Source organism: Micromonospora sp. NPDC005252 (assembly GCF_042872475.1).
Taxonomy (GTDB): Bacteria; Actinomycetota; Actinomycetes; order Mycobacteriales; family Micromonosporaceae; genus Micromonospora.
In genome coordinates, this window is record NZ_JBIAKN010000002.1 from 453,713 (window position 1) to 471,823 (window position 18,111).

Here is an 18,111-nt window from a genome sequence, read left to right on the forward strand (position 1 = left end):
GTCGGTGAGCAGCGGATCAGGGCCACCACCGAGGTGGCGATCACGACGGGACGGACCAGGGACGACTCCGGGCTGTAGCATCCTGTTCAACTCCCACCCCCTGGACACATAGACTCCCTGCCGATGGACACACAGGTCGCCGACACGTTGCTGGGCTCGCTGATCGACGGGCGCTACCGCATTCGCGGTCGCGTGGCCCGTGGCGGCATGGCGACCGTGTACACCGCCACCGACGAACGCCTCGAGCGCACCGTCGCAGTCAAGATCATTCACCCGACCCAGGCGCCCGAGGCACGGGCCCGGATCGCCAACTTCGTGGCCCGGTTCACCGACGAGGCGAAGACCATCGCCCGGCTGACCCACCCGAACGTCGTCGCGGTCTACGACCAGGGCACCCACGCCGGTCTGCCGTATCTGGTGATGGAGTACGTCCGCGGCCGTACGCTGCGCGACGTGCTGGCTGAGCGACGCCGGCTCAACCCGGACGAGGTGCTGGCCATCGCCGAGCAGATGCTCGCCGCGATCGCCGCCGCGCACCGGGCCGGCCTCGTGCACCGCGATGTCAAACCGGAGAACGTGCTGGTCGCCGAGGCGCCCACCGGCGGCGTCGCCAACCTGGTGGACAGCGTCGTCAAGGTGGCCGACTTCGGGTTGGCCCGCGCGGTCGAGGCCAGCGCCGACGAGGAGCAGGGCAACCAACTGATGGCCACCGTGGCGTACGTCGCCCCGGAGTTGGTCACCGAGGGTCGGGCCGACCCGCGCACCGACGTCTACTCCGCCGGCATCGTGCTGTTCGAGATGCTCACCGGCCGGGTGCCGTACGACGGGGACCGTCCGGTGGACGTGGCCTGGCAGCACGTCGACCGGGATGTGCCCGCGCCCTCGACGCTGGTGCCCGGCCTGCCGTCGGCCCTCGACGCTCTGGTCCAGCGGGCCACCCGGCGTGATCCCGCCGCCCGGCCCGCCGACGCCGGCGCGCTGCTGGCCGAGGTTCAGGTCGCCCGGGACCGCCTGGGTGACGTCAACAGCACCAGCACCGCCGTGCTGCGTCGGGTGACGGACGAGCCGCCGGTCTCCCAGCCGACCATGATGGTCGCCACGGTCCGCCCGGCCGAACGGCCGACCTGGGCCCGGCTGCCGGAGGGCGCCAGTCAGGGGCCGGGCCGGCGGCGGGCCGCACCGGAGCCGTCGGAGGGTCTGGGAGCCCGGCTCGCGGCGCTGCGCACCACGGTGCTGGGCAATCCGCAGGGCCGGCTGGCCGTCGCCGCCGTGGTGGTGACGCTGGGCCTGGTGGCCGCGCTGGGCGGCTGGTGGTTCGGTGTCGGCCGCTACACGTCCGCCCCGCAGCTGGTCAGCCTGAGCAAGACCGACGCGCAGGCCCAGGCCGAACGCGCCGGCCTGACCCTGGCGTACGGGGAGCCGCGCTACGACGAGAAGGCTCCGAAGGACAGCGTGCTCGGGCAGGACCCGGCCTCGGCCAGCAAGATCGTCAAGGGTGGCACGATCACCCTGACCCTCTCGCTGGGTCCGGAGCGCTTCCCGGTACCGGACGTGATCGGCAAGGAGTACGAGCTGGCCGAGGCCGATCTGGTCAACGTCAAACTGGTGGTGGCCAAGGGCACCCCCCGTTACGACGACACCCTGCCGGCCGGCGTCGTCCTGGACAGCTCCCCGAAGGTGGGGGCCGAGGTCAAGCCGGGCACGAAGATCACCCTCATCCTGAGCCGAGGCCGGGCGCCGGTGTCGGTGCCGAACCTGGTCGGCAAGAGCCTCACCGATGCGCGGGCCACCCTGAGCGGGCTTGGCCTGGTGCCGGTGGAGACCTTCAAGGACTCCGACAAACCCAAGGACGAGATTCTCAGCCAGAGTCCGGCCGACGGCGCGGGCGTGGAGAAGGGCACCCAGGTCAAGCTGGAGATCAGCAAGGGTCCGCCGCTGGTCGTCGTGCCCCGGGTGATCGACCTGCCCTGCTCGCAGGCTAAGCAGTTGCTGGAGAGCCAGGGCTACCCGGTGACCGTCGCGTTCAACCCGAACGCCACGGTCCGGATCCAGGCCCCGGGCGAGAATTCACAGGTGCCCCCGGGCACCCCGGTCACCATCACGTGTTTCTGATGCCGAGGCTTCGTTCGCGGCCGGTGGGCGCGCACACTCCGACCTCCGGGGGGTTGGCGAAGGCCGCCCTGCCGTACGTCGACGCGACCGGCGCCGAGGCCGTGCAGGTGTACGTCTCCAACTCGCGAGGCTGGGCGCTGCCCCCGGGTGACCCGGCGCAGGACGCGCTGTTCCGCGAGGGCTGCGCCGAGCGGGGCATCCCCGCGTTCATCCACGCCTCGCTGCTGGTCAACCTGGGCTCACCCACGCCGGCCACGGTCGAGAAGTCGGCGCAGACGCTGGCGCACGCGCTGCGCCGGGGTGTGGCGATCGGCGCGCGGGCGGTGGTGTTCCACGCCGGCAGCGCGGTCGACGAGGGGTACGCCGAGGCGGCGATGCGGCAGGTCCGTCGGGAGCTGCTGCCCCTGCTCGACTGGGCCGCCGAGGCCGGTGGGCCGATGCTGCTGGTCGAGCCGAGCGCCGGTGGCGGCCGCTCGCTCGCCTCCCGCGTGGAGCAGCTCGGGCCCTACCTCGACACGGTGGACCGGCATCCCATGCTCGGGGTCTGCTTCGACACCTGCCACGCCTGGGCCGCCGGTCACGACCTGGCCGCCGAGGGCGGGATGACCGCGACCCTGGACACGCTGGTGGCCACCGTGGGGCCCGACCGGTTGCGGCTGGTGCACGCCAACGACTCGAAGGATCTGTGCGGCTCGACCCGGGACCGGCACGAGAACATCGGCAAGGGCACCATCGGCGAGCCGGCCTTCGCGGAGCTGATGGCCCATCCGGCCACCGCCGGTGTCCCCGTGGTGGTGGAAACCCCCAGCGAGAAGCAGCTCGGCCACACCGCCGACATAGCAACCCTCAACCGCCTGAACCCCTAACCCCCCACCCGCACCCCACCCGGCCCCGGGCCCTCCGGGCCCGCCCCCGGGGTGATCAAGAGCTTTGCGTCAGAATCCGGTCTCCGGATGACGCAAAGCTCTTGATCAACAAGGGGTGGGTCAGGCGGCCAGGACCTTGGTCAGGGCGGTGGCCGCTCGGTCGATCGCGGTGTCGTCGACGCCCAGGTGGGTGACCAGGCGGGCGGTACGGGGGCCGAGCACCGAGACCAGTACGCCCTCCGCGCGTGCGGCGGCGGCCAGAGCGCGGGCGTCCAGCGCGTGCTTGGTCAGGTCCAGCGGGACGAGGTTGGTGCGGACCGCTGTGGCGAGCACCCCGAACGGCGCGACCGCCTCGGCGAGCCGGGCCGCCCTCGCGTGGTCCTCGGCCAGCCGGTCGACGTGGTGCGCGAGGGCGTACCGGCCGGCGGCGGCGAGGATGCCGGCCTGGCGCATGCCGCCGCCCATCCGCTTGCGGATCAGCCGGGCCCGTTCGATCTTCTCCGCGCTGCCCACCACCAGCGAGCCGACCGGCGCGCCGAGCCCCTTGGAGAGGCAGACGGACAGCGTGTCGAAGAGCCGGCCGTACTCGGTCAGGGGCACCCTGTCGGCGACGTGCGCGTGCCAGATCCGGGCGCCGTCGCAGTGCAGCGCCACCCCCGCGTCGTCGGCGACACCGCGCAGCTCCCGCAGGGTGGCCAGCGGGATAACCCCGCCACCGCCCCGGTTGTGGGTCTGCTCGACGGCGATCGCGCGGGTGGGCACGGCGAAGTAGCCGTCCGGACGGATCATCCGGGCGACCAGCTCCGGGTCGATGTCCGCGCCGACAGCGGGCCAGGTCCGCGAGGAGATCCCGCCGTACGCGGCCGCGGCGCCGATCTCGTACGTGACGACGTGCGCGTCGGCGTCGCAGAGCAGCTCGTCGCCGGGCGACACCAGCAGTTGCAGGGCGATCTGGTTGGCCATCGACCCACTCGGGGCGAAGAGCGCCGCCTCGTGCCCGAACAGCGCGGCGACCTCCGCCTCCAGCGCGTTCACGGTGGGATCCTCGCCGTAGACGTCGTCACCGACCTCGGCGGCGGCCATCGCCTCCCGCATCCCGGCGGTCGGCCGGGTCACCGTGTCGGAACGCAGGTCCACGAACGCGTCAGCCATGATCATCCCTTCGTCCGTCGACTGCGGGGCCCGCGTCAGCCACGCAGCATCTCCGCCACGAGGAAGGCCAGCTCCAGCGACTGCTGGGTGTTCAGCCGAGGATCGCAGGCGGTCTCGTACCGGTCGGGCAGGTCGAGGTCCTCGATTCCCTGGGCGCCGCCGAGACACTCGGTGACGTCCTCACCGGTCAACTCGACGTGCAGGCCGCCGGGGTGGGTGTCCAGGCCACGGTGCACCTCGAAGTAGCCGAGCACCTCGTCGACGATCCGGTCGAAGTGCCGGGTCTTGTAGCCGTTGGACGACTCGTGGGTGTTGCCGTGCATCGGGTCGCACTGCCAGACCACCTTGGCGCCGGAGGCCGTGACCTTGGCCACGATCGGCGGCAGGGCGTCGCGGACCCGGTGGTTGCCCATCCGGCTGATCAGGGTGAGCCGGCCGGGGATGTTGTCCGGGTTGAGCTTCTCGCACAGCTCGATCGCCTCGTCCGGGGACGTGGTCGGGCCGAGCTTGACGCCGATCGGGTTGGCGATCCGGGAGATGAAGTCGATGTGCGCGCCGGTGATCTGCCGGGTGCGCTCGCCGACCCAGAGGAAGTGCCCGGACAGCCCGTACGCCCGGCGGTCGGAGACCCGGGTGAGCGCCCGGTCGTACTCCAGGGCGAGGGCCTCGTGGGAGCAGTAGAGGGTGACGGTCCGCAGCGCCTCGTCGTCGGTCATCCCGCAGGCCCGGATGAAGGCCAGCGCCCGGTCGATCTCCCGGGCGATCGCCTCGTAGCGCTCCCCCGCCGGGGAGGTCTTCACGAAGCCCTTGTTCCAGTCGTGCACCGCGTGCAGGTCGGCGAGCCCACCGGCGAGGTACGCCCGCAGCATGTTCATCGCGGCGGCCGAGTTGGCGTACGCCCGGATCATGCGCTGCGGGTCGGCGACGCGGGCGGCCGGGTCGGCCTCCAGCGAGTTGATCATGTCGCCGCGGTAGGCGGGCAGGCCACGCGCGTCGGTGGGCAGCGAGCGGGGCTTGGTGTACTGGCCGGCGACCCGGGCGACCTTGACCACCGGCAGCGACGCGCCGTAGGTGAGCACGATCGCCATCTGGAGCAGGGTGCGGGCGTTGGCCAGCAGGTGGCTCTCGGTGTTGTCGACGAAGGTCTCGGCGCAGTCACCGCCCTGGAGCAGGAACGCCTTGCCCTCGCAGACCAGGGCCAGCTTCTGCCGGAGCTGGTCCACCTCGTAGGGCGCGACGACCGACGGCACGGTGTCGAGCACCTTGCAGACCTCGGCGACGGCGGCCGGATCGGACCACGGTGGGGTCTGCTCGCGGGGCAGCTCCCGCCAGCGGTCCAGACCGAGGGCGGCGTCCTCGGCGGAGTCGACTGTCGGACGGCTGGTCTGCAAGCCCGGGCTGCCTACCGCGGGATGGCTCAGCTGATGCCACTCATGGCGCATGAGAGAAAGCGTACGGCGACCGTGGGCGTACCCGAGCGGCGAGGGGGACGGTTCCGGCAGATGGGAGATCAATCCCACCGATGTCGGTCGGTCAGGACACCGGTGAGGCGCCGACCCCGTTTGGCGACGGGCTGGCGGCGGGGTTACCGCCCGGCGCCTCCCCGGCGATGCACCAGTCGCCGCCGTCGCGGGTGACGGTGAACACCAGCGGGCGGGTGACCTTGCTCTTTCCGGCGGTGACCGAGACCGAGACGCTGACCTCCTGGCCGCGCGGGCCGGACCGGACGTCGGTGATGGCCGCCTCGGGCACCTCGAAGTGGTCGGCGAAGTCGCCGTTGGGGCCGGTGGCGGCCAGGTCGAACCCTTCGTGCAGCAGCTCGCAGAGCTGGCTGCGGCCGGCGGCGACGTCCTTGGCGGTCATCGCGTCGAGGTACGCCTGCACGCGCTCGCGGGACCGGGTGCCGGCCTCCTCGGCGGGGGCACGCTCGGGCTTGGCGGTCGACTCGTCCTCGTCACCGCCGCCGATCCCGCAGCCGACCAGGGCGGCCGGGAGCAGCACCAGGCCGGTGGCGGCCGCCGCCAGCCTGCGGTGGATCGGGCGCATGACCACCTCCGTCGACGGGGAATCGAGACGTGCCGAGCCGCGAGTCTGCCACATCGGGCCCGACCTGCCCAAGGCCGACGGCCCGGCCGACCCGCCTAAGGCCGACGGCCCGGCCGACCTGCCCAAGGCCGGCGGCCCGGCCGACCCGCCTAAGGCCGACGGCCCGGCCGACCCGCCCCACGCCGGCGGCCCGGCCGACGCTGGGCGTCGACCGGGCCGGTACGGCACGGGCGGGGAGAGGCGGTGCGGGCCCCTCCCCGCCGTGTGGGTGGTGCGTCGACCGTCGGCTCAGCCGAGGCCGCCCTTGATGGCGCCGATGAGCTCGCCGTTGCTGGTGTCGCCGGAGAGCTCCCAGAAGAACGCGCCACCGAGGCCCTGGTTGTTCGCGTACGTCATCTTGCCGTTGATGGTCGACGGGGTGTCGTAGCTCCACCAGTTGCTGCCGCACTTGGCGTACGCGGTGCCGGCGATCGTGCCGGTGGCCGGGCAGGTGTTCTTGAGGACCTTGTAGTCCTCGATGCCCGCCTCGTAGGTGCCCGGCGCCGCGCCGGTGGCGCTGCCGCCCGGTGCGGCCTGCGTGACGCCCGTCCAGCCCCGACCGTAGAAGCCGATGCCGAGCAGCAGCTTGTTGGCCGGGATGCCCTTGCTCTTGAGCTTCTGGATCGCCGCGTCGGAGTTGAAGCCCTGCTGCGGAATGCCGGTGTACGAGGTGAGCGGCGAGTGCGGCGCCGTCGGGCCCTGGGCGTTGAAGGCGCCGAAGTAGTCGTACGTCATCGGCATGAGCCAGTTGAGGTTGCCGATGGCACCGGCGTAGTCGGTGGCGTCGATCTTGCCGCCGTTGCTGCCGTCCGCGGTGATCGCGGCGGTGACCAGGGCGCTGGACCCGAACTTCGACCGCAGGGCGCCGATCACGTTCTTGAACGCGTTGGGGCCGCTGGTGTCACAGGTCAGGCCGCAGGCGTTCGGGTACTCCCAGTCGACGTCGATGCCGTCGAAGACGTCCGCCCAGCGCGGGTCCTCGACCAGGTTGTAGCAGCTCTCGGCGAACGCGGCCGGGTTCTGGGCGGCCTGGGTGAAGCCGCCGGACCAGGTCCAGCCGCCGAACGACCAGATCACCTTGAGGTGCGGGTTCAGCTGCTTGAGCTTGCGCAGCTGGTTGAAGCTGCCGCGCAGCGGCTGGTCCCAGGTGTCGGCGACGCCGTCCACGCTCTCCGCCGCCGTGTACGCCTTGTCGTAGTCGGCGTAGCTGTCACCGATGGTGCAGCGACCGCCCGTGGTGTTGCCGAAGGCGTACAGGATGTGGGTCAGCTTGGCGGCCGAGCCACTGGTCTGGATGTTCTTGACGTGGTAATTGCGCCCGTAGACGCCCCACTCGGCGAAGTAACCGACGACCTTCTTGCCGCCCGTGTTCGGCGGGGTGGTGGTCGGGGGCGCCGTGGTGGGCGGAGCGGTGGTGGGCGGCGCCGTGGTGGGTGGGGCCGTGGTGGGCGGCGCGGTGGTGGTCGGCGGGGTGGTCGGGGTGCCACCGCCGCACGGTGCGCCGTTGACGGTGCAGTTCAGCGGCGCCTTGTAGGCGCCGGTGCCGTTGTAGCCCCAGCTGAACGAGGCGCCGGGCGCGAGGCTGCCGGCCCAGCTCTTCTTGACGGCGACGTAGTGGTTGCCGCTGCTCGTGACGTCGGCGTCCCACGCGCTGCTGATGGTGGTGCCTGACGGCAGGTCGAACTCGATGCGCCAGGTGGCGACCGTGGCGCTGGAGCCGTTGGTCACGGTCACCTTCGTCTCGTGACCGGTCCCCCAGTCCTGCGCCTTGGCGAACGTGGTGGTGACCGAGCCGGCACCGAACGCGGTCGTCATCGGCACCGCCGCGACGGTCACGGCGACCACGGCACCGGCCCAGAGGGCCCGGCGGAGCGATCTTTTCATAAGGCGTCTCCCGAACTGTTAGGAAACTTTCCAAAAGAGATGGTGAGACGGTACTCACGCCGTCATCAGTTCGTCAAGATGTCCATGTTTCGATTTCTTCTGGTGCGTGGACTGCGCCCGCACCGAGCCGCCGGTCAGCGGTCGGGGGTCGCGGGCCGACGCGTAGCCTCGGGCCCATGACCGTCTTCGACATCCCGATCGACGCCCTCAGCGGCGGGCCCGCCGACCTCGCCCAGTACCGGGGCCGGGCGCTGCTGGTGGTCAACGTCGCCTCCCGGTGCGGCCTCACCCCGCAGTACGCCGGCCTCCAGACCCTCGCCGACACCTACGCCGAGCGTGGCCTGGTGGTGCTGGGCGTGCCGTGCAACCAGTTCGCCGGGCAGGAGCCGGGCACCGCCGCCGAGATCAGCGACTTCTGCCAGGTCAACTACGGGGTGACTTTTCCGCTGACCGAGAAGGTCGACGTGCACGGGCCCGACCGGCACCCGCTCTACGCCGCGCTGGTGGACACTCCGGACGCCGACGGACACACCGGGGACGTCCGCTGGAACTTCGAGAAGTTCCTGGTGACCCCGGACGGCACGGTCGCCGCCCGCTTCGCCCCCACGGTCGAACCCGACTCCGAAGACCTCCGCGCGGCGATCGAAAAAACCCTCCCCACCCCCGCCTGACCCCACCCCCCACCCCCTCGACCCGCCCGCGGTGATCAAGAGGTTTGCGTCAGGGGTGAGCCTCCATCTGACGCAAACCTCTTGATCACCAGGTGCGGGGGGTCGGCGGCGGCGTCGCCCGGACCGACCACCGTCGGGTGGCACATTTCCGCGGGGCCGGTCAGCGACGGGCGTGCGCAGTACGTTGTGCAGAACCGGCTCGCGGCGCAGCCAGGCGTCCGCGCCGGCACACGCCGGCCGGCCGCGCAGCCGCTCGGCGTCGGTCAACCGGAATAACCCACCGTGCCGGTCGGGAATGCGTCGTGGGTGGACGAAGTTGGGAAGAAGCATGACAACTGTGGGACTGATCGGCAGCGGCCACATCGGCGGCACGGTGGCCCGGCTGGCGGTGGCCGCCGGCTACGACGTGGTACTGAGCAACTCGCGCGGGCCGGAGACGCTCACCGACCTGGTCGACGAGCTGGGCGAGCGGGCCAGCGCCGCCACGGCGCAGGACGCGGCGCAGGTCGGCGACCTGGTGGTGGTCAGCGTGCCACTCAAGGCGTACCGGGCGGTGCCCGCGCAGCCGCTGGCCGGCAAGGTCGTCATCGACACCAACAACTACTACCCGGAGCGTGACGGCGCCTTCCCGGAGTTGGACGCCGGCAAGATCACCAGCAGCGAACTCCTCCAGCGGCACCTACCGGACTCGCGGGTCGTCAAGGTCTTCAACAACATCTACTTCAAGGCCCTCGCCGAGCTCCCCCGGCCGTCCGGGGCGGCCGACCGCAGCGCGCTCGCGATCGCCGGTGACGACGCCGCCGCGAAGGCCGAGGTGACCGCCTTCCTGGACCGGATCGGTTATGACGCGGTCGATGTCGGCCCGCTCGCCGAGGGGTGGCGTTACCAGCCGGACACCCCGGCGTACGGCTTGCCCTACTCCGCCACGCCGACCGACTGGCAGCGCCCCGCACCGGCTGACGCCGAGAAGCTGCGCGCCGCGCTGGCCGCCGCCACCCGCTGAGCACCGCCGCCGTCCTGGGACGACCGCCTACCGGGTGGCCGTTTCCAGGGCGGCGGCGAGTTCGTCGTCGTAGCTGGCGATGGGCTGGCCGTCCACGGCGTACGCGACGAGTCGGCCCTGCGCCATGCTCGCCGACCGGAACGAGAACGTCCGCGTACCGGGGTAGGCCGCCAGCAGGGGAATGTCCCGGGGCGCTCCCCCCCGGGGCGGAGTAGTACGCCAGCCGGGCCACCTGCGCGGAGACCACACCGTTGACCCGGACCTTCGTCTTCTCCGCCCGGGTGCCGAAGGTGACCGGCGCGTCGGTGGCATAGGCGGCGCACTCGGCCGGGCTTCGACAGACGAAGAAATACCGCGGATTGACGACGTCGCCGAGGGCGTACGCCTTGAACGTCGGGTCCGCTCCTGCGGGCAGCGGTTGCACGGCGAAGAAGGCGAGTGCCACCGCGGCCGAGACGCCCACCCGCAGCCAGGCCCGGCCGGCGGCGGATCGCCGGTTGCTCCGGGCGGTCGCGACCGCGACACCACCGAAGCCGGCCAGGCACAGCAGGCACACGCCGACGGCACGGGCGTTCTCGAACAGGAACTGCACGCCCGGCCGCGTCGACACCGGGCCGAGGACCGCGCCCAGCGAGACGACCATGGCGGCGAGCAACGCGGCACCGGCCACCCGCTGGGTGATGCCGGACGCGCCGACCAGCAGCATCGCGGCGAGCACCGGCCACACCTGATGGTGGGTCCAGGACACCGGGGACGCGGCCACCGTGGCGCAGCCGACGAGGACCGCCGCGTGCCCGGGGCGGCCCTGCCCGGCCAACTGCCGGGCGCGCAGGAGCGCCGCCCCGCAGATCACCGCCACCAGCCCGGCCCAGAGCACGGGCAGCGCCCCCTCGTCGACCCCGAGGCGCAACAGCATCCCGTGCACCGACTGGTTGCCCAGCGAGGCCAGGTTGCCGATCCGCGAGGTCTGCCGGACCGCCTGGGTCCAGTAAGTCCAGCTCTCGCCGGGCAGCACGACCGCCGCCAGCCCGGCACAGGCTCCGCGCGTCGCCACCGCGCGGCCGGCGTCGCGGTAGCGCCCGGTCGCGAGGAAGTACGCGACGAACAGCAGCGGGGTCAGCTTGATCGCCGCGGCCACCCCGACGAGCACCCCGCGCAGCCGGGGTGGGACGACGCCCATCCCGTCCAGCAATGCCAGCAACACGATGAAAATGCTGACCTGCCCGAAACGCAGGTTGCTCTGCACCGGCGCCGAGAGCATCAGCACCGTGGCGGCCACCGCGACGAGCAGCGGGCGGTGCGACCGATCGGTGCTCAGCGCGACGCCGACCAGGCCGGCGATGGCGACGACCGCCGCGCACGTCGCCACCAGCCAGACGCCCTGGAGTACGCCCTCGCTGACGGCGGTGATCGGGCCCAGCACCAGGGCTGCGAACGGCGGATAGGTGAACGGCCCGCCGTTTCGGGCGCGGTACTCGTACAGCGGCCGGCCGGCGTGCAGATCGGACAGTGCGCCGTAGTAGATGTGCAGGTCGCTGAGCCGGTCGCCGCGCCTGAGCACGAGCACACAGGACACCAGCGCGACGACGCCGAACGCCGCCCACGCCAGCGCCACCCGGCGATCCCGCATCGCCCGAGAATAGGCGAACGCAAGGCCGAGCGAAGGTCCCGTCGACCGTTGGCCGCGCAGTCCAACGCCGACGAGCACGACCTCGACCGTCTGGCACAGGCGCTATTTCTGGAATAGCACCGACGCGACGTCCGCCACGATTCCGAGAGCCCAGTCCAACTGCGGACAATCGTGATGACCTTGACACTCCAGGCAGCCGCCTGTCTGCCAGGGCCGATCACGCGCTCGGGACCAGTGCGCGTCGAGGACCCGCTCCGCCATGAAGAGTTCGGTCGCCCTGGACACCGGCTCGTCGATCGCCATCGTCCGCACCTTTCCCGAGGTCACGAGATGCCAGCCCTGGAGGGCGGAGGCCATGCGTCGCGCCCTCCAGGGTGGATGGATCGAAAACCTCGGGGTGCTGAAGTCCAGAAGCGTCCGACCGCTGTCTCACTGTATCCACTGTCTCACTGTAGTCATGTTCTCACTGTGCTCAGTCGAGTCGCGTCGTCACTTGTCCTGCCCAGGTCCCGGCTGGAAGCATGATCTTCGCTGAAGTCCAGGAGAGCCGATCATGCCTACCAGGCCACCGCACTACCTTCGCGTCGCCGACGACATCGCGCGCAGAATCAACTCCGGGGAGTACCCGCCCGGCCATCAACTGCCCTCGGTCTCGGAAATTGGCGAGATCTACAACGTGGCACGGTCGACCGCCTACCGGGCCGTACGCGAACTGCACCAACGAAACCTGGTCTACGGCCAACAGGGGCAGGGCGTCTTCGTCGCCGAAGCGGAGTAGTCGGCTGCGAGGGTCCGACCGCGTCTGCCCTCGGAAGAACGGGGACCACGCGCCAGGCGTGCGTCCCTAGCATCGGTGGATGGAAGCGACGGGCACACCGGCGTACGACGCTCACGCGGACTGGTACGAGGGCTTCATCTCGGGCGGTGGCGACTATCTCCGGAGGGTGCACGCGACCGTGGCCGACCTGCTCGGCACGGGTGCGGGGCCCTGCCTCGACATCTGCTGCGGCACCGGCGCGCACGCGTCCGTGCCTGGCGACCTGGGCTGGACACCGGTGGGTGTGGACCTGTCCGGCGGGCAGTTGCGGCACGCGCGCGGGCGACTGCCGGCGGCCCGGGGGGACGCGACCGCCCTGCCGATCGCCGACGCCTCACTGCCCGCCGCGATGTGCGTCCTGTCCAGCACCGACGTGCCCGACTACCCGGGCGTGCTGCGTGAGGTCGGCCGGGTGCTGCGCCCGGGCGGGCGGTTCGTGCACGTGGGCGTGCACCCGTGCTTCGTGGGCGCGTTCGCCGACTGGGGTCGGCACCCGAGCGTCGTCGTCGACGAGCGCTACGCGGACCGGTCACGCAGCTTCGACAGCTGGAACACCGACGGCGTCCGGGTCCGGGTCGGCGCCTGGCACGTGCCGCTCGCCGACCTGCTCAACGCGACAGTGGCCGCCGGCCTCCGACCGGTCCGGTTCGTCGAGTCCACCTCTCTAGGCGTGCCGGACCTGTTCGGCTTCCTCGCGGTGCGGTAGCGGCACCAACCCCGCGTCCAGAGTCGGGATCTCCCTCGCGAAGCGGCAAGATCGCCCTCGAACCTGGATGTCAACACTGTTGCGTTAGGGCTGTGGCCGGCGGGGTCAACCCGTGCTGGATAACAAGACTCTTGGTAGATCAAGCCCCGGCGATCATGGAATTGTGGTGCCTGCCTTGGCAGGGTACGGGCGTTTTGTGGCCCACCACAACTCCATGATCGGCGAGGCAGTGCCGGTCGACGAACAGCCGTTCCGCCAAACGCAACGGTGTTGACCTGGATGTAGTGGCATCCTCCCGACGCGAGACCACTACATCCTGGATCGAGCACGATCTCGCGGGCAGCGATCTCGCGGACAGCGCGGCACGGACAGCGCGGCACGGGCAACGCGGCACGGGCAACGCGGCAGAAGAAACATTGCACGCAAAACTTGCGCCGGAGTCCCATACACGGGACTCTGTCCGTGGGTTGCCGCCCGCTCACCGAACGTGCCTTCCGGAGGCGACATGCACACGCTCCGTACCACGTCCCGCCGACTGCTGGCCGGCGCTGGCGCGCTCCTGCTCGGCACCGCCCTCGCCGCCGCCGCTGCGGCCCCGGCCAGCGCGGGCACCGTCGGATACGTCCGGCTCGCCCACCTCTCCCCCGACACCCCGGCCGTCGACGTCTACCTGGCCGCCCCCGACGCCGCGAAGCCGAGAGTGTTCCCGGGCGTCGGCTACGGCGTGGTCTCCGACTACCTTCAGCTCCCTCCGGGCCGGTACGCGGTGGCGATGCGCGAGGCCGGCACGCCCGCCAGCGAGCCGCCGGTGCTCACCACCGAGGTAGCGGTGACCAGTGGTGGCGCGTACACGGTGGCCGGTGTCGGTCGGCACGCCGACCTGGGGCTGCGGGTGCTCACCGACGATCTGAGCGCTCCCAGGCAGGGCCGGGCCAAGGTGCGCGTCGTGCAGGCGTCGGTGCGGACGCCCGTCCTCGACGTGGCCGCCGCCGACGGGCCGACGATCGCCGACGGCGTGCAGTTCGCCACCACCACGGACTACCAGCAGGTCGAGCCGGGCACCTGGAAGCTGCGACTCACCGGCGCGGGCGGCCCGAGCACCGACGCGGAGGTGCGGCTCACCGGCGGAGCGGTCTACTCGCTGCTGGTGCTCGACGACAAGCAGGGCGGGCTCACGGCCGAGCTGCGCCGCGACGCCGAGGGCGGCACTGTCGTACCGGCCGGCGGTGTGGACACCGGCGCGGGCGGCACGTCCGACGCAGGGTTCGGCGCGTACCCCCTGGTGGCCGGCGGGTTGGCCGCGGCGGCCGGCGCGGCGAGCCTGCTCCTGTGGCGCCGGCGGCGGCGCACGACCTGGTGAGCATCGGGCCCGCCGCCGCGATCCGACGCCACCGCGACCGCCGGGCGCCGCTGGCCGCGCTGGTCGCGGCCGGCGCGGCGGTCTGCCTGGCCGCCGGCACCGGGGTCGGGCTGGCGACGACCGGCCCGCCGCCGCCGGCCGCGAGCTGGCACCCCGGCTGCGCCGACGGCTGCCCGTCCGTGGCCGCGCCGCCGCGACCACAGGGTCCACCCACGCGGGTACGCGTGCCGCGCATCGGCGTCGACTCGGCGCTCACGGTGCTGGGCCTGGACCGCGCCGGCGTCCTCGTTCCGCCGACCGAGTTCGACACGGCCGGCTGGTACGGCGGCGGCCCGGCACCCGGCGACACCGGCCCGGCCGTGCTCGCCGGGCATCTGGATTCGCGCAGCGGCCCGGCGGTCTTCGCCCGGCTCGATGAGCTGCGTCCGGGTGACCGGGTCCAGGTGTGGCGCGGCGGGCGGTGGCTGTCGTTCCGGGTGACCGGGTCGCTGCGTACCCGCAAGGACCGGTTCCCGACGGCCGTGGTCTACGGCCCGACGCCCGGGGCGGAGCTGCGTCTCGTCACCTGCGGGGGCGACTTCGACCGGCGGCGCGGGCACTACCGGGACAACGTGGTGGTGTTCGCGATCGCCGACGGTTGATCAACTCGGCTTGCGGGATGTCGGGGTGTCCGGCTCGGCCCGATGCCCCGGATTCCCGGATCCCGAGTCGATCATCGCCTGGCGGGGCCGGCGTCAGACCGGGCGGGCCAGCGTCAGACCGGGCGGCGGCCGGCGAAGCCGCACTCGGCGCGGTGGTACCAGCGCACGTCGGAGTCGCCCTCCAGCCAGCACCAGAGCACCGCACGGCCGGCCCGCTCGCCGGGGAAGTCGAGCAGCACCGGCGCGATGCCCTTGACCTGGATCTCGTGCTGGTGCAGCTCCTCGACGACGGCGTGCAGCCGGGCCTCCAGCCCCTTCACCTCGGCCAGCCCGCCGAGCGCGCTGACGCCGTGGTCGGCCAGGTCGACGCGCAGCTCGGCGAGGTCGGCGCGGAGCCGGATCAGCTCGTCGACACGCGGCTGCAGGGTGGCCACCAGGTGCCGGGCCTGGGCGAGTGTGAACACGTCGCCAGTATGCGGCACGTGCCGGGTCGCGCATGCCCCCGCGAGTCGCGCGACATGTCGGTCGGCGGTACGGGCCGCTCGGCGATCGTCAGTCGGCCTGGGCGGCCAGTTCGCGGGCGCGGTCCCGGGCGGCCTCCAGCGCGGCGAGCAGCGCCGCGCGTACGCCGTGCTTCTCCAGCTCGCGGATCGCGGAGATGGTGGTGCCGGCCGGCGACGTGACCGCCTCGCGCAGCTTGACCGGGTGCTCACCGGAGTCGCGCAGCATCACGGCGGAGCCGATCGCGGTCTGCACGATCAGCTCGTGCGCCACCTGCCGGGGCAGTCCGAGCAGGATCCCGGCGTCGATCATGGCTTCGACCAGCAGGTAGAAGTAGGCCGGGCCGGAGCCGGAGAGCGCCGTGACCGCGTCCTGCTGGGACTCGGGCACCCGGATCGTCTGGCCGAGGGGCTTGAACATCTCCTCGGCCAGGGCGAGGTGTTCCCCGGTGGCGTACGCGCCCGCCGAGATGGCCGTCATCGCCTGGTCGACCAGCGCCGGGGTGTTGGTCATGACGCGGACCACCGGGGTGCCGTCGGGCAGTCGGCGGGTGAAGAAGCTGGTGGGCAGGCCGGCGCAGAGCGAGATGACCAGCTTGTCGGCGGGCACCTTGGGGCCGATCTCGTCCAGCAGCGCGGCGGCGTCCTGTGGCTTGACCGAGACCGCGAGCACGGCCGCCTCGTCGACGGCGGCCAGGTTGTCGACCACCCGGACGCCGTAGCGGGCGGTCAACTCCTCGGCGCGGGCCGGTCGGCGGGCGGTGGCGAGCAGCCGCTCCACCGGCCATCCGGAGCGCAGCAGCCCGGAGAGCATCAGCTCACCGATCTTGCCCGCGCCGATCACCGCGACCGTGTGCACCTCGGCTGACATCTCGGCCGTACCCCCTCGCGTCGGGTCGCGGCGTGGCGGGCGGTGGGCCCGATACGCCGCCGAACGTCGGGTCGCGGCGCGGCCGGCCCCGTGGCCCGCCGCGCCGCCTACCGTCGATCAGCTGCCGAAGAAGACCTCGGCCTCGGCGTACCGCTCCAGCGGCACGGTCTTCAGCTCGCGGGTGGCCTCCGCGAGGGGCACCCGGACGATGTCGGTGCTCTGCATCGCGACCATCTTGCCCCAGTCGCCGTCGTTGACCGCGTCGATGGCCTGCAGGCCCAGGCGGGTGGCGAGCACCCGGTCGAAGGCGGTCGGGGTGCCACCGCGCTGGATGTGGCCCAGCACCACGGTGCGGGCCTCCTTGCCGGTCTTGGCCTCCAGCTGCTCGGCCAGCCACTGGCCGATGCCGCCGAGGCGGACGTGGCCGAACGAGTCCAGCTCCTGGTTGGCGAGCACCATCTGACCGTCGAGCGGCTGGGCGCCCTCGGCGACCACGACGATCGGGGCGTACTGGTGCTGGAAGCGCTTCTCGACGTAGCCGGCCACCTGGTCGACGTCGAACTGCCGCTCGGGCAGCAGGATCACGTTGGCGCCGCCGGCCAGGCCGGCGTGCAGGGCGATCCAGCCGGCGTGCCGGCCCATCACCTCGACGACCAGGGTGCGGTGGTGGCTCTCCGCGGTGGTGTGCAGCCGGTCGATGGCCTCCATCGCGATGTTGACCGCGGTGTCGAAGCCGAAGGTGTAGTCGGTGGCGCCGAGGTCGTTGTCGATCGTCTTCGGCACGCCGACGACGTGCACGCCCAGCTCGTAGAGCTTGGTGGCCACGCCGAGGGTGTCCTCGCCGCCGATCGCGATCAGCGCGTCCACGCCCTGGCTGGCGAGGTTGTCCTTGATCCGCTCGACGCCGTTCTCGATCTTGAACGGGTTGGTCCGGGACGAACCGAGGATGGTGCCGCCACGGGGCAGGATGCCGCGGACGTCCGCGATGCCCAGGGGACGGGACAGACCCTCCAGCGGGCCCTTCCAACCGTCCCGGAAGCCCACGAACTCGTGACCGTAGGTGGCGACGCCCTTGCGGACCACCGCCCGGATGACCGCGTTGAGACCTGGGCAGTCGCCGCCGCCGGTGAGCACGCCGATACGCATGATCCGCTCATCCTCCTGAAGCATCAGGTAAAGCCCGATATGCCCCAGGTATGTGTCAAGTCAGACCATCGGCGCCATTGCCGGCCCGGGGCGGGCCGTCACTGCGAACTGTAGTCGGCCTACCTGCGCGACGACAGCGCGCCCCGGGGGCGGCGGGTCAGTAGGTCACCTCGCGGTTCTCGCCGGTCGCCGGCGGGTGGCCGGTGACGGCGGCCTTCGCGAACCCGAGCAGATTGACCACGGTGCTGCTCGGCGAGTCCCAGTACTCGGCGGAGCTGGCGTGCACCTTGATCAGCGTCAGGCCGGGCGTGTCCAGCCCGTCCGGGAACCAGGTCCTGAGCACCGGGTTCCACAGCCGCCGGGCGCGCTCGGCGTCGAAGCCCTCATTGGCGGTGCCCGAGACCGACACCCAGGCGTTGTGCTTCTGGTCCGAGAAGGCGACGTTGACCTCCGGGTTCACCCGGATCTGGCGCACCTTGGCGGAGTCTGCGTAGGCGAAGAACCACAGGTCGCCGTCGAACTCGGCCTCCTGCAGCCCCATCGGCCGGCTCACCTGCCGCCCGTCCAGCGCGATCGTGGTGAGCATGCAGATCCGTGCGGCGCGGACCAGCTCGGTGACCCGCGTCCGGGCCTCGGCGACGCTGGTCGGATCGTTGCTCATGGCAGT

Annotated in this window: 17 protein-coding genes and 1 pseudogene; 8 read left to right on the forward strand and 10 right to left on the reverse strand. The window is 72.0% G+C overall.

Annotated features, from left to right (window positions below; translation table 11 throughout):
- Positions 1–123: 123 nt before the first annotated feature.
- Positions 124–2,112 (forward strand): Stk1 family PASTA domain-containing Ser/Thr kinase, encoded by a 1,989-nt coding sequence (gene pknB, locus ACFYPH_RS07850; protein WP_387180045.1) that lies wholly within the window; start codon positions 124–126, stop codon positions 2,110–2,112.
- Entirely contained in the window at positions 2,112–2,978 is an 867-nt protein-coding gene (locus tag ACFYPH_RS07855) for a deoxyribonuclease IV (RefSeq protein ID WP_355066886.1), read from the forward strand. The genes pknB and ACFYPH_RS07855 overlap by 1 nt, the downstream gene beginning before the upstream one ends.
- Positions 2,979–3,098: 120 nt before the next feature.
- On the opposite strand, the gene ACFYPH_RS07860 is transcribed toward ACFYPH_RS07855, so the two are convergent.
- From ACFYPH_RS07860 to ACFYPH_RS07875, 4 genes are all read right to left on the reverse strand, one after another.
- Complete coding sequence (locus tag ACFYPH_RS07860) at positions 3,099–4,130, reverse strand: threonine aldolase family protein (protein WP_387180048.1); 1,032 nt, start codon at positions 4,128–4,130, stop codon at positions 3,099–3,101.
- A gap of 35 nt (positions 4,131–4,165) precedes the next feature.
- Positions 4,166–5,572 carry a class II 3-deoxy-7-phosphoheptulonate synthase gene (locus ACFYPH_RS07865; protein WP_354858250.1) on the reverse strand — a complete coding sequence of 469 codons (1,407 nt, stop codon included), beginning with the start codon at positions 5,570–5,572 and terminating at the stop codon, positions 4,166–4,168.
- A 91-nt stretch (positions 5,573–5,663) separates the two neighbouring features.
- The gene (locus ACFYPH_RS07870) at positions 5,664–6,176 is read right to left on the reverse strand and encodes a nuclear transport factor 2 family protein (protein ID WP_355066888.1); all 513 of its coding nucleotides are present in this window, start codon (positions 6,174–6,176) and stop codon (positions 5,664–5,666) included.
- Between the two features lie 288 nt (positions 6,177–6,464).
- Complete coding sequence (locus ACFYPH_RS07875) at positions 6,465–8,099, reverse strand: glycosyl hydrolase family 18 protein (protein WP_354858245.1); 1,635 nt, start codon at positions 8,097–8,099, stop codon at positions 6,465–6,467.
- Positions 8,100–8,275: 176 nt separating this feature from the next.
- Here ACFYPH_RS07875 and ACFYPH_RS07880 point away from each other — a divergent pair, with 176 nt between their 5' ends.
- Together ACFYPH_RS07880 and ACFYPH_RS07885 are read left to right on the forward strand one after the other, a co-directional pair.
- Positions 8,276–8,770, forward strand: a complete 495-nt coding sequence (locus ACFYPH_RS07880; protein WP_387180051.1) for a glutathione peroxidase — start codon at positions 8,276–8,278, stop codon at positions 8,768–8,770.
- Positions 8,771–9,098: 328 nt separating this feature from the next.
- Entirely contained in the window at positions 9,099–9,773 is a 675-nt protein-coding gene (locus tag ACFYPH_RS07885; RefSeq protein WP_354858240.1) for an NAD(P)-binding domain-containing protein, read from the forward strand.
- 808 nt (positions 9,774–10,581) lie between these two features.
- Here the strand turns inward: ACFYPH_RS07885 and ACFYPH_RS07890 are convergent.
- Positions 10,582–11,403: pseudogene (locus tag ACFYPH_RS07890) on the reverse strand (glycosyltransferase 87 family protein); the annotation flags it as partial.
- 102 nt (positions 11,404–11,505) lie between these two features.
- Positions 11,506–11,706: a hypothetical protein gene (locus tag ACFYPH_RS07895; protein ID WP_354858238.1), complete on the reverse strand. Its 201-nt coding sequence runs from the start codon at positions 11,704–11,706 to the stop codon at positions 11,506–11,508.
- A 250-nt stretch (positions 11,707–11,956) separates the two neighbouring features.
- On the opposite strand from ACFYPH_RS07895, the gene ACFYPH_RS07900 reads away from it, so the two are divergent.
- The 4 genes from ACFYPH_RS07900 (at position 11,957) to ACFYPH_RS07915 (ending at position 14,927) form a co-directional block, all read left to right on the forward strand.
- Entirely contained in the window at positions 11,957–12,181 is a 225-nt protein-coding gene (locus ACFYPH_RS07900) for a GntR family transcriptional regulator (protein ID WP_354858235.1), read from the forward strand.
- A gap of 79 nt (positions 12,182–12,260) precedes the next feature.
- Positions 12,261–12,926: a class I SAM-dependent methyltransferase gene (locus tag ACFYPH_RS07905; RefSeq protein WP_387180055.1), complete on the forward strand. Its 666-nt coding sequence runs from the start codon at positions 12,261–12,263 to the stop codon at positions 12,924–12,926.
- A 505-nt stretch (positions 12,927–13,431) separates the two neighbouring features.
- Positions 13,432–14,286: a DUF4397 domain-containing protein gene (locus ACFYPH_RS07910; RefSeq protein WP_387180057.1), complete on the forward strand. Its 855-nt coding sequence runs from the start codon at positions 13,432–13,434 to the stop codon at positions 14,284–14,286.
- Positions 14,256–14,927, forward strand: a complete 672-nt coding sequence (locus ACFYPH_RS07915) for a class F sortase (protein ID WP_387180059.1) — start codon at positions 14,256–14,258, stop codon at positions 14,925–14,927. Before ACFYPH_RS07910 ends, ACFYPH_RS07915 begins: the two co-directional genes overlap by 31 nt.
- Before the next feature lie 113 nt (positions 14,928–15,040).
- Here ACFYPH_RS07915 and ACFYPH_RS07920 read toward each other — a convergent pair whose 3' ends face one another.
- The 4 genes from ACFYPH_RS07920 to ACFYPH_RS07935 all read right to left on the reverse strand — a co-directional run bounded on the left by ACFYPH_RS07920 (position 15,041) and on the right by ACFYPH_RS07935 (position 18,105).
- Positions 15,041–15,391, reverse strand: a complete 351-nt coding sequence (locus ACFYPH_RS07920) for a DUF2203 domain-containing protein (protein WP_234586913.1) — start codon at positions 15,389–15,391, stop codon at positions 15,041–15,043.
- Between the two features lie 88 nt (positions 15,392–15,479).
- Positions 15,480–16,298, reverse strand: coding sequence for a pyrroline-5-carboxylate reductase (gene proC, locus ACFYPH_RS07925; RefSeq protein ID WP_387180062.1), 819 nt, complete (start codon positions 16,296–16,298; stop codon positions 15,480–15,482).
- Positions 16,299–16,415: 117 nt separating this feature from the next.
- Positions 16,416–17,444 (reverse strand): 6-phosphofructokinase, encoded by a 1,029-nt coding sequence (locus ACFYPH_RS07930; RefSeq protein WP_354858266.1) that lies wholly within the window; start codon positions 17,442–17,444, stop codon positions 16,416–16,418.
- Between the two features lie 157 nt (positions 17,445–17,601).
- Complete coding sequence (locus ACFYPH_RS07935; RefSeq protein ID WP_354858226.1) at positions 17,602–18,105, reverse strand: pyridoxamine 5'-phosphate oxidase family protein; 504 nt, start codon at positions 18,103–18,105, stop codon at positions 17,602–17,604.
- Positions 18,106–18,111 lie beyond the last annotated feature (6 nt).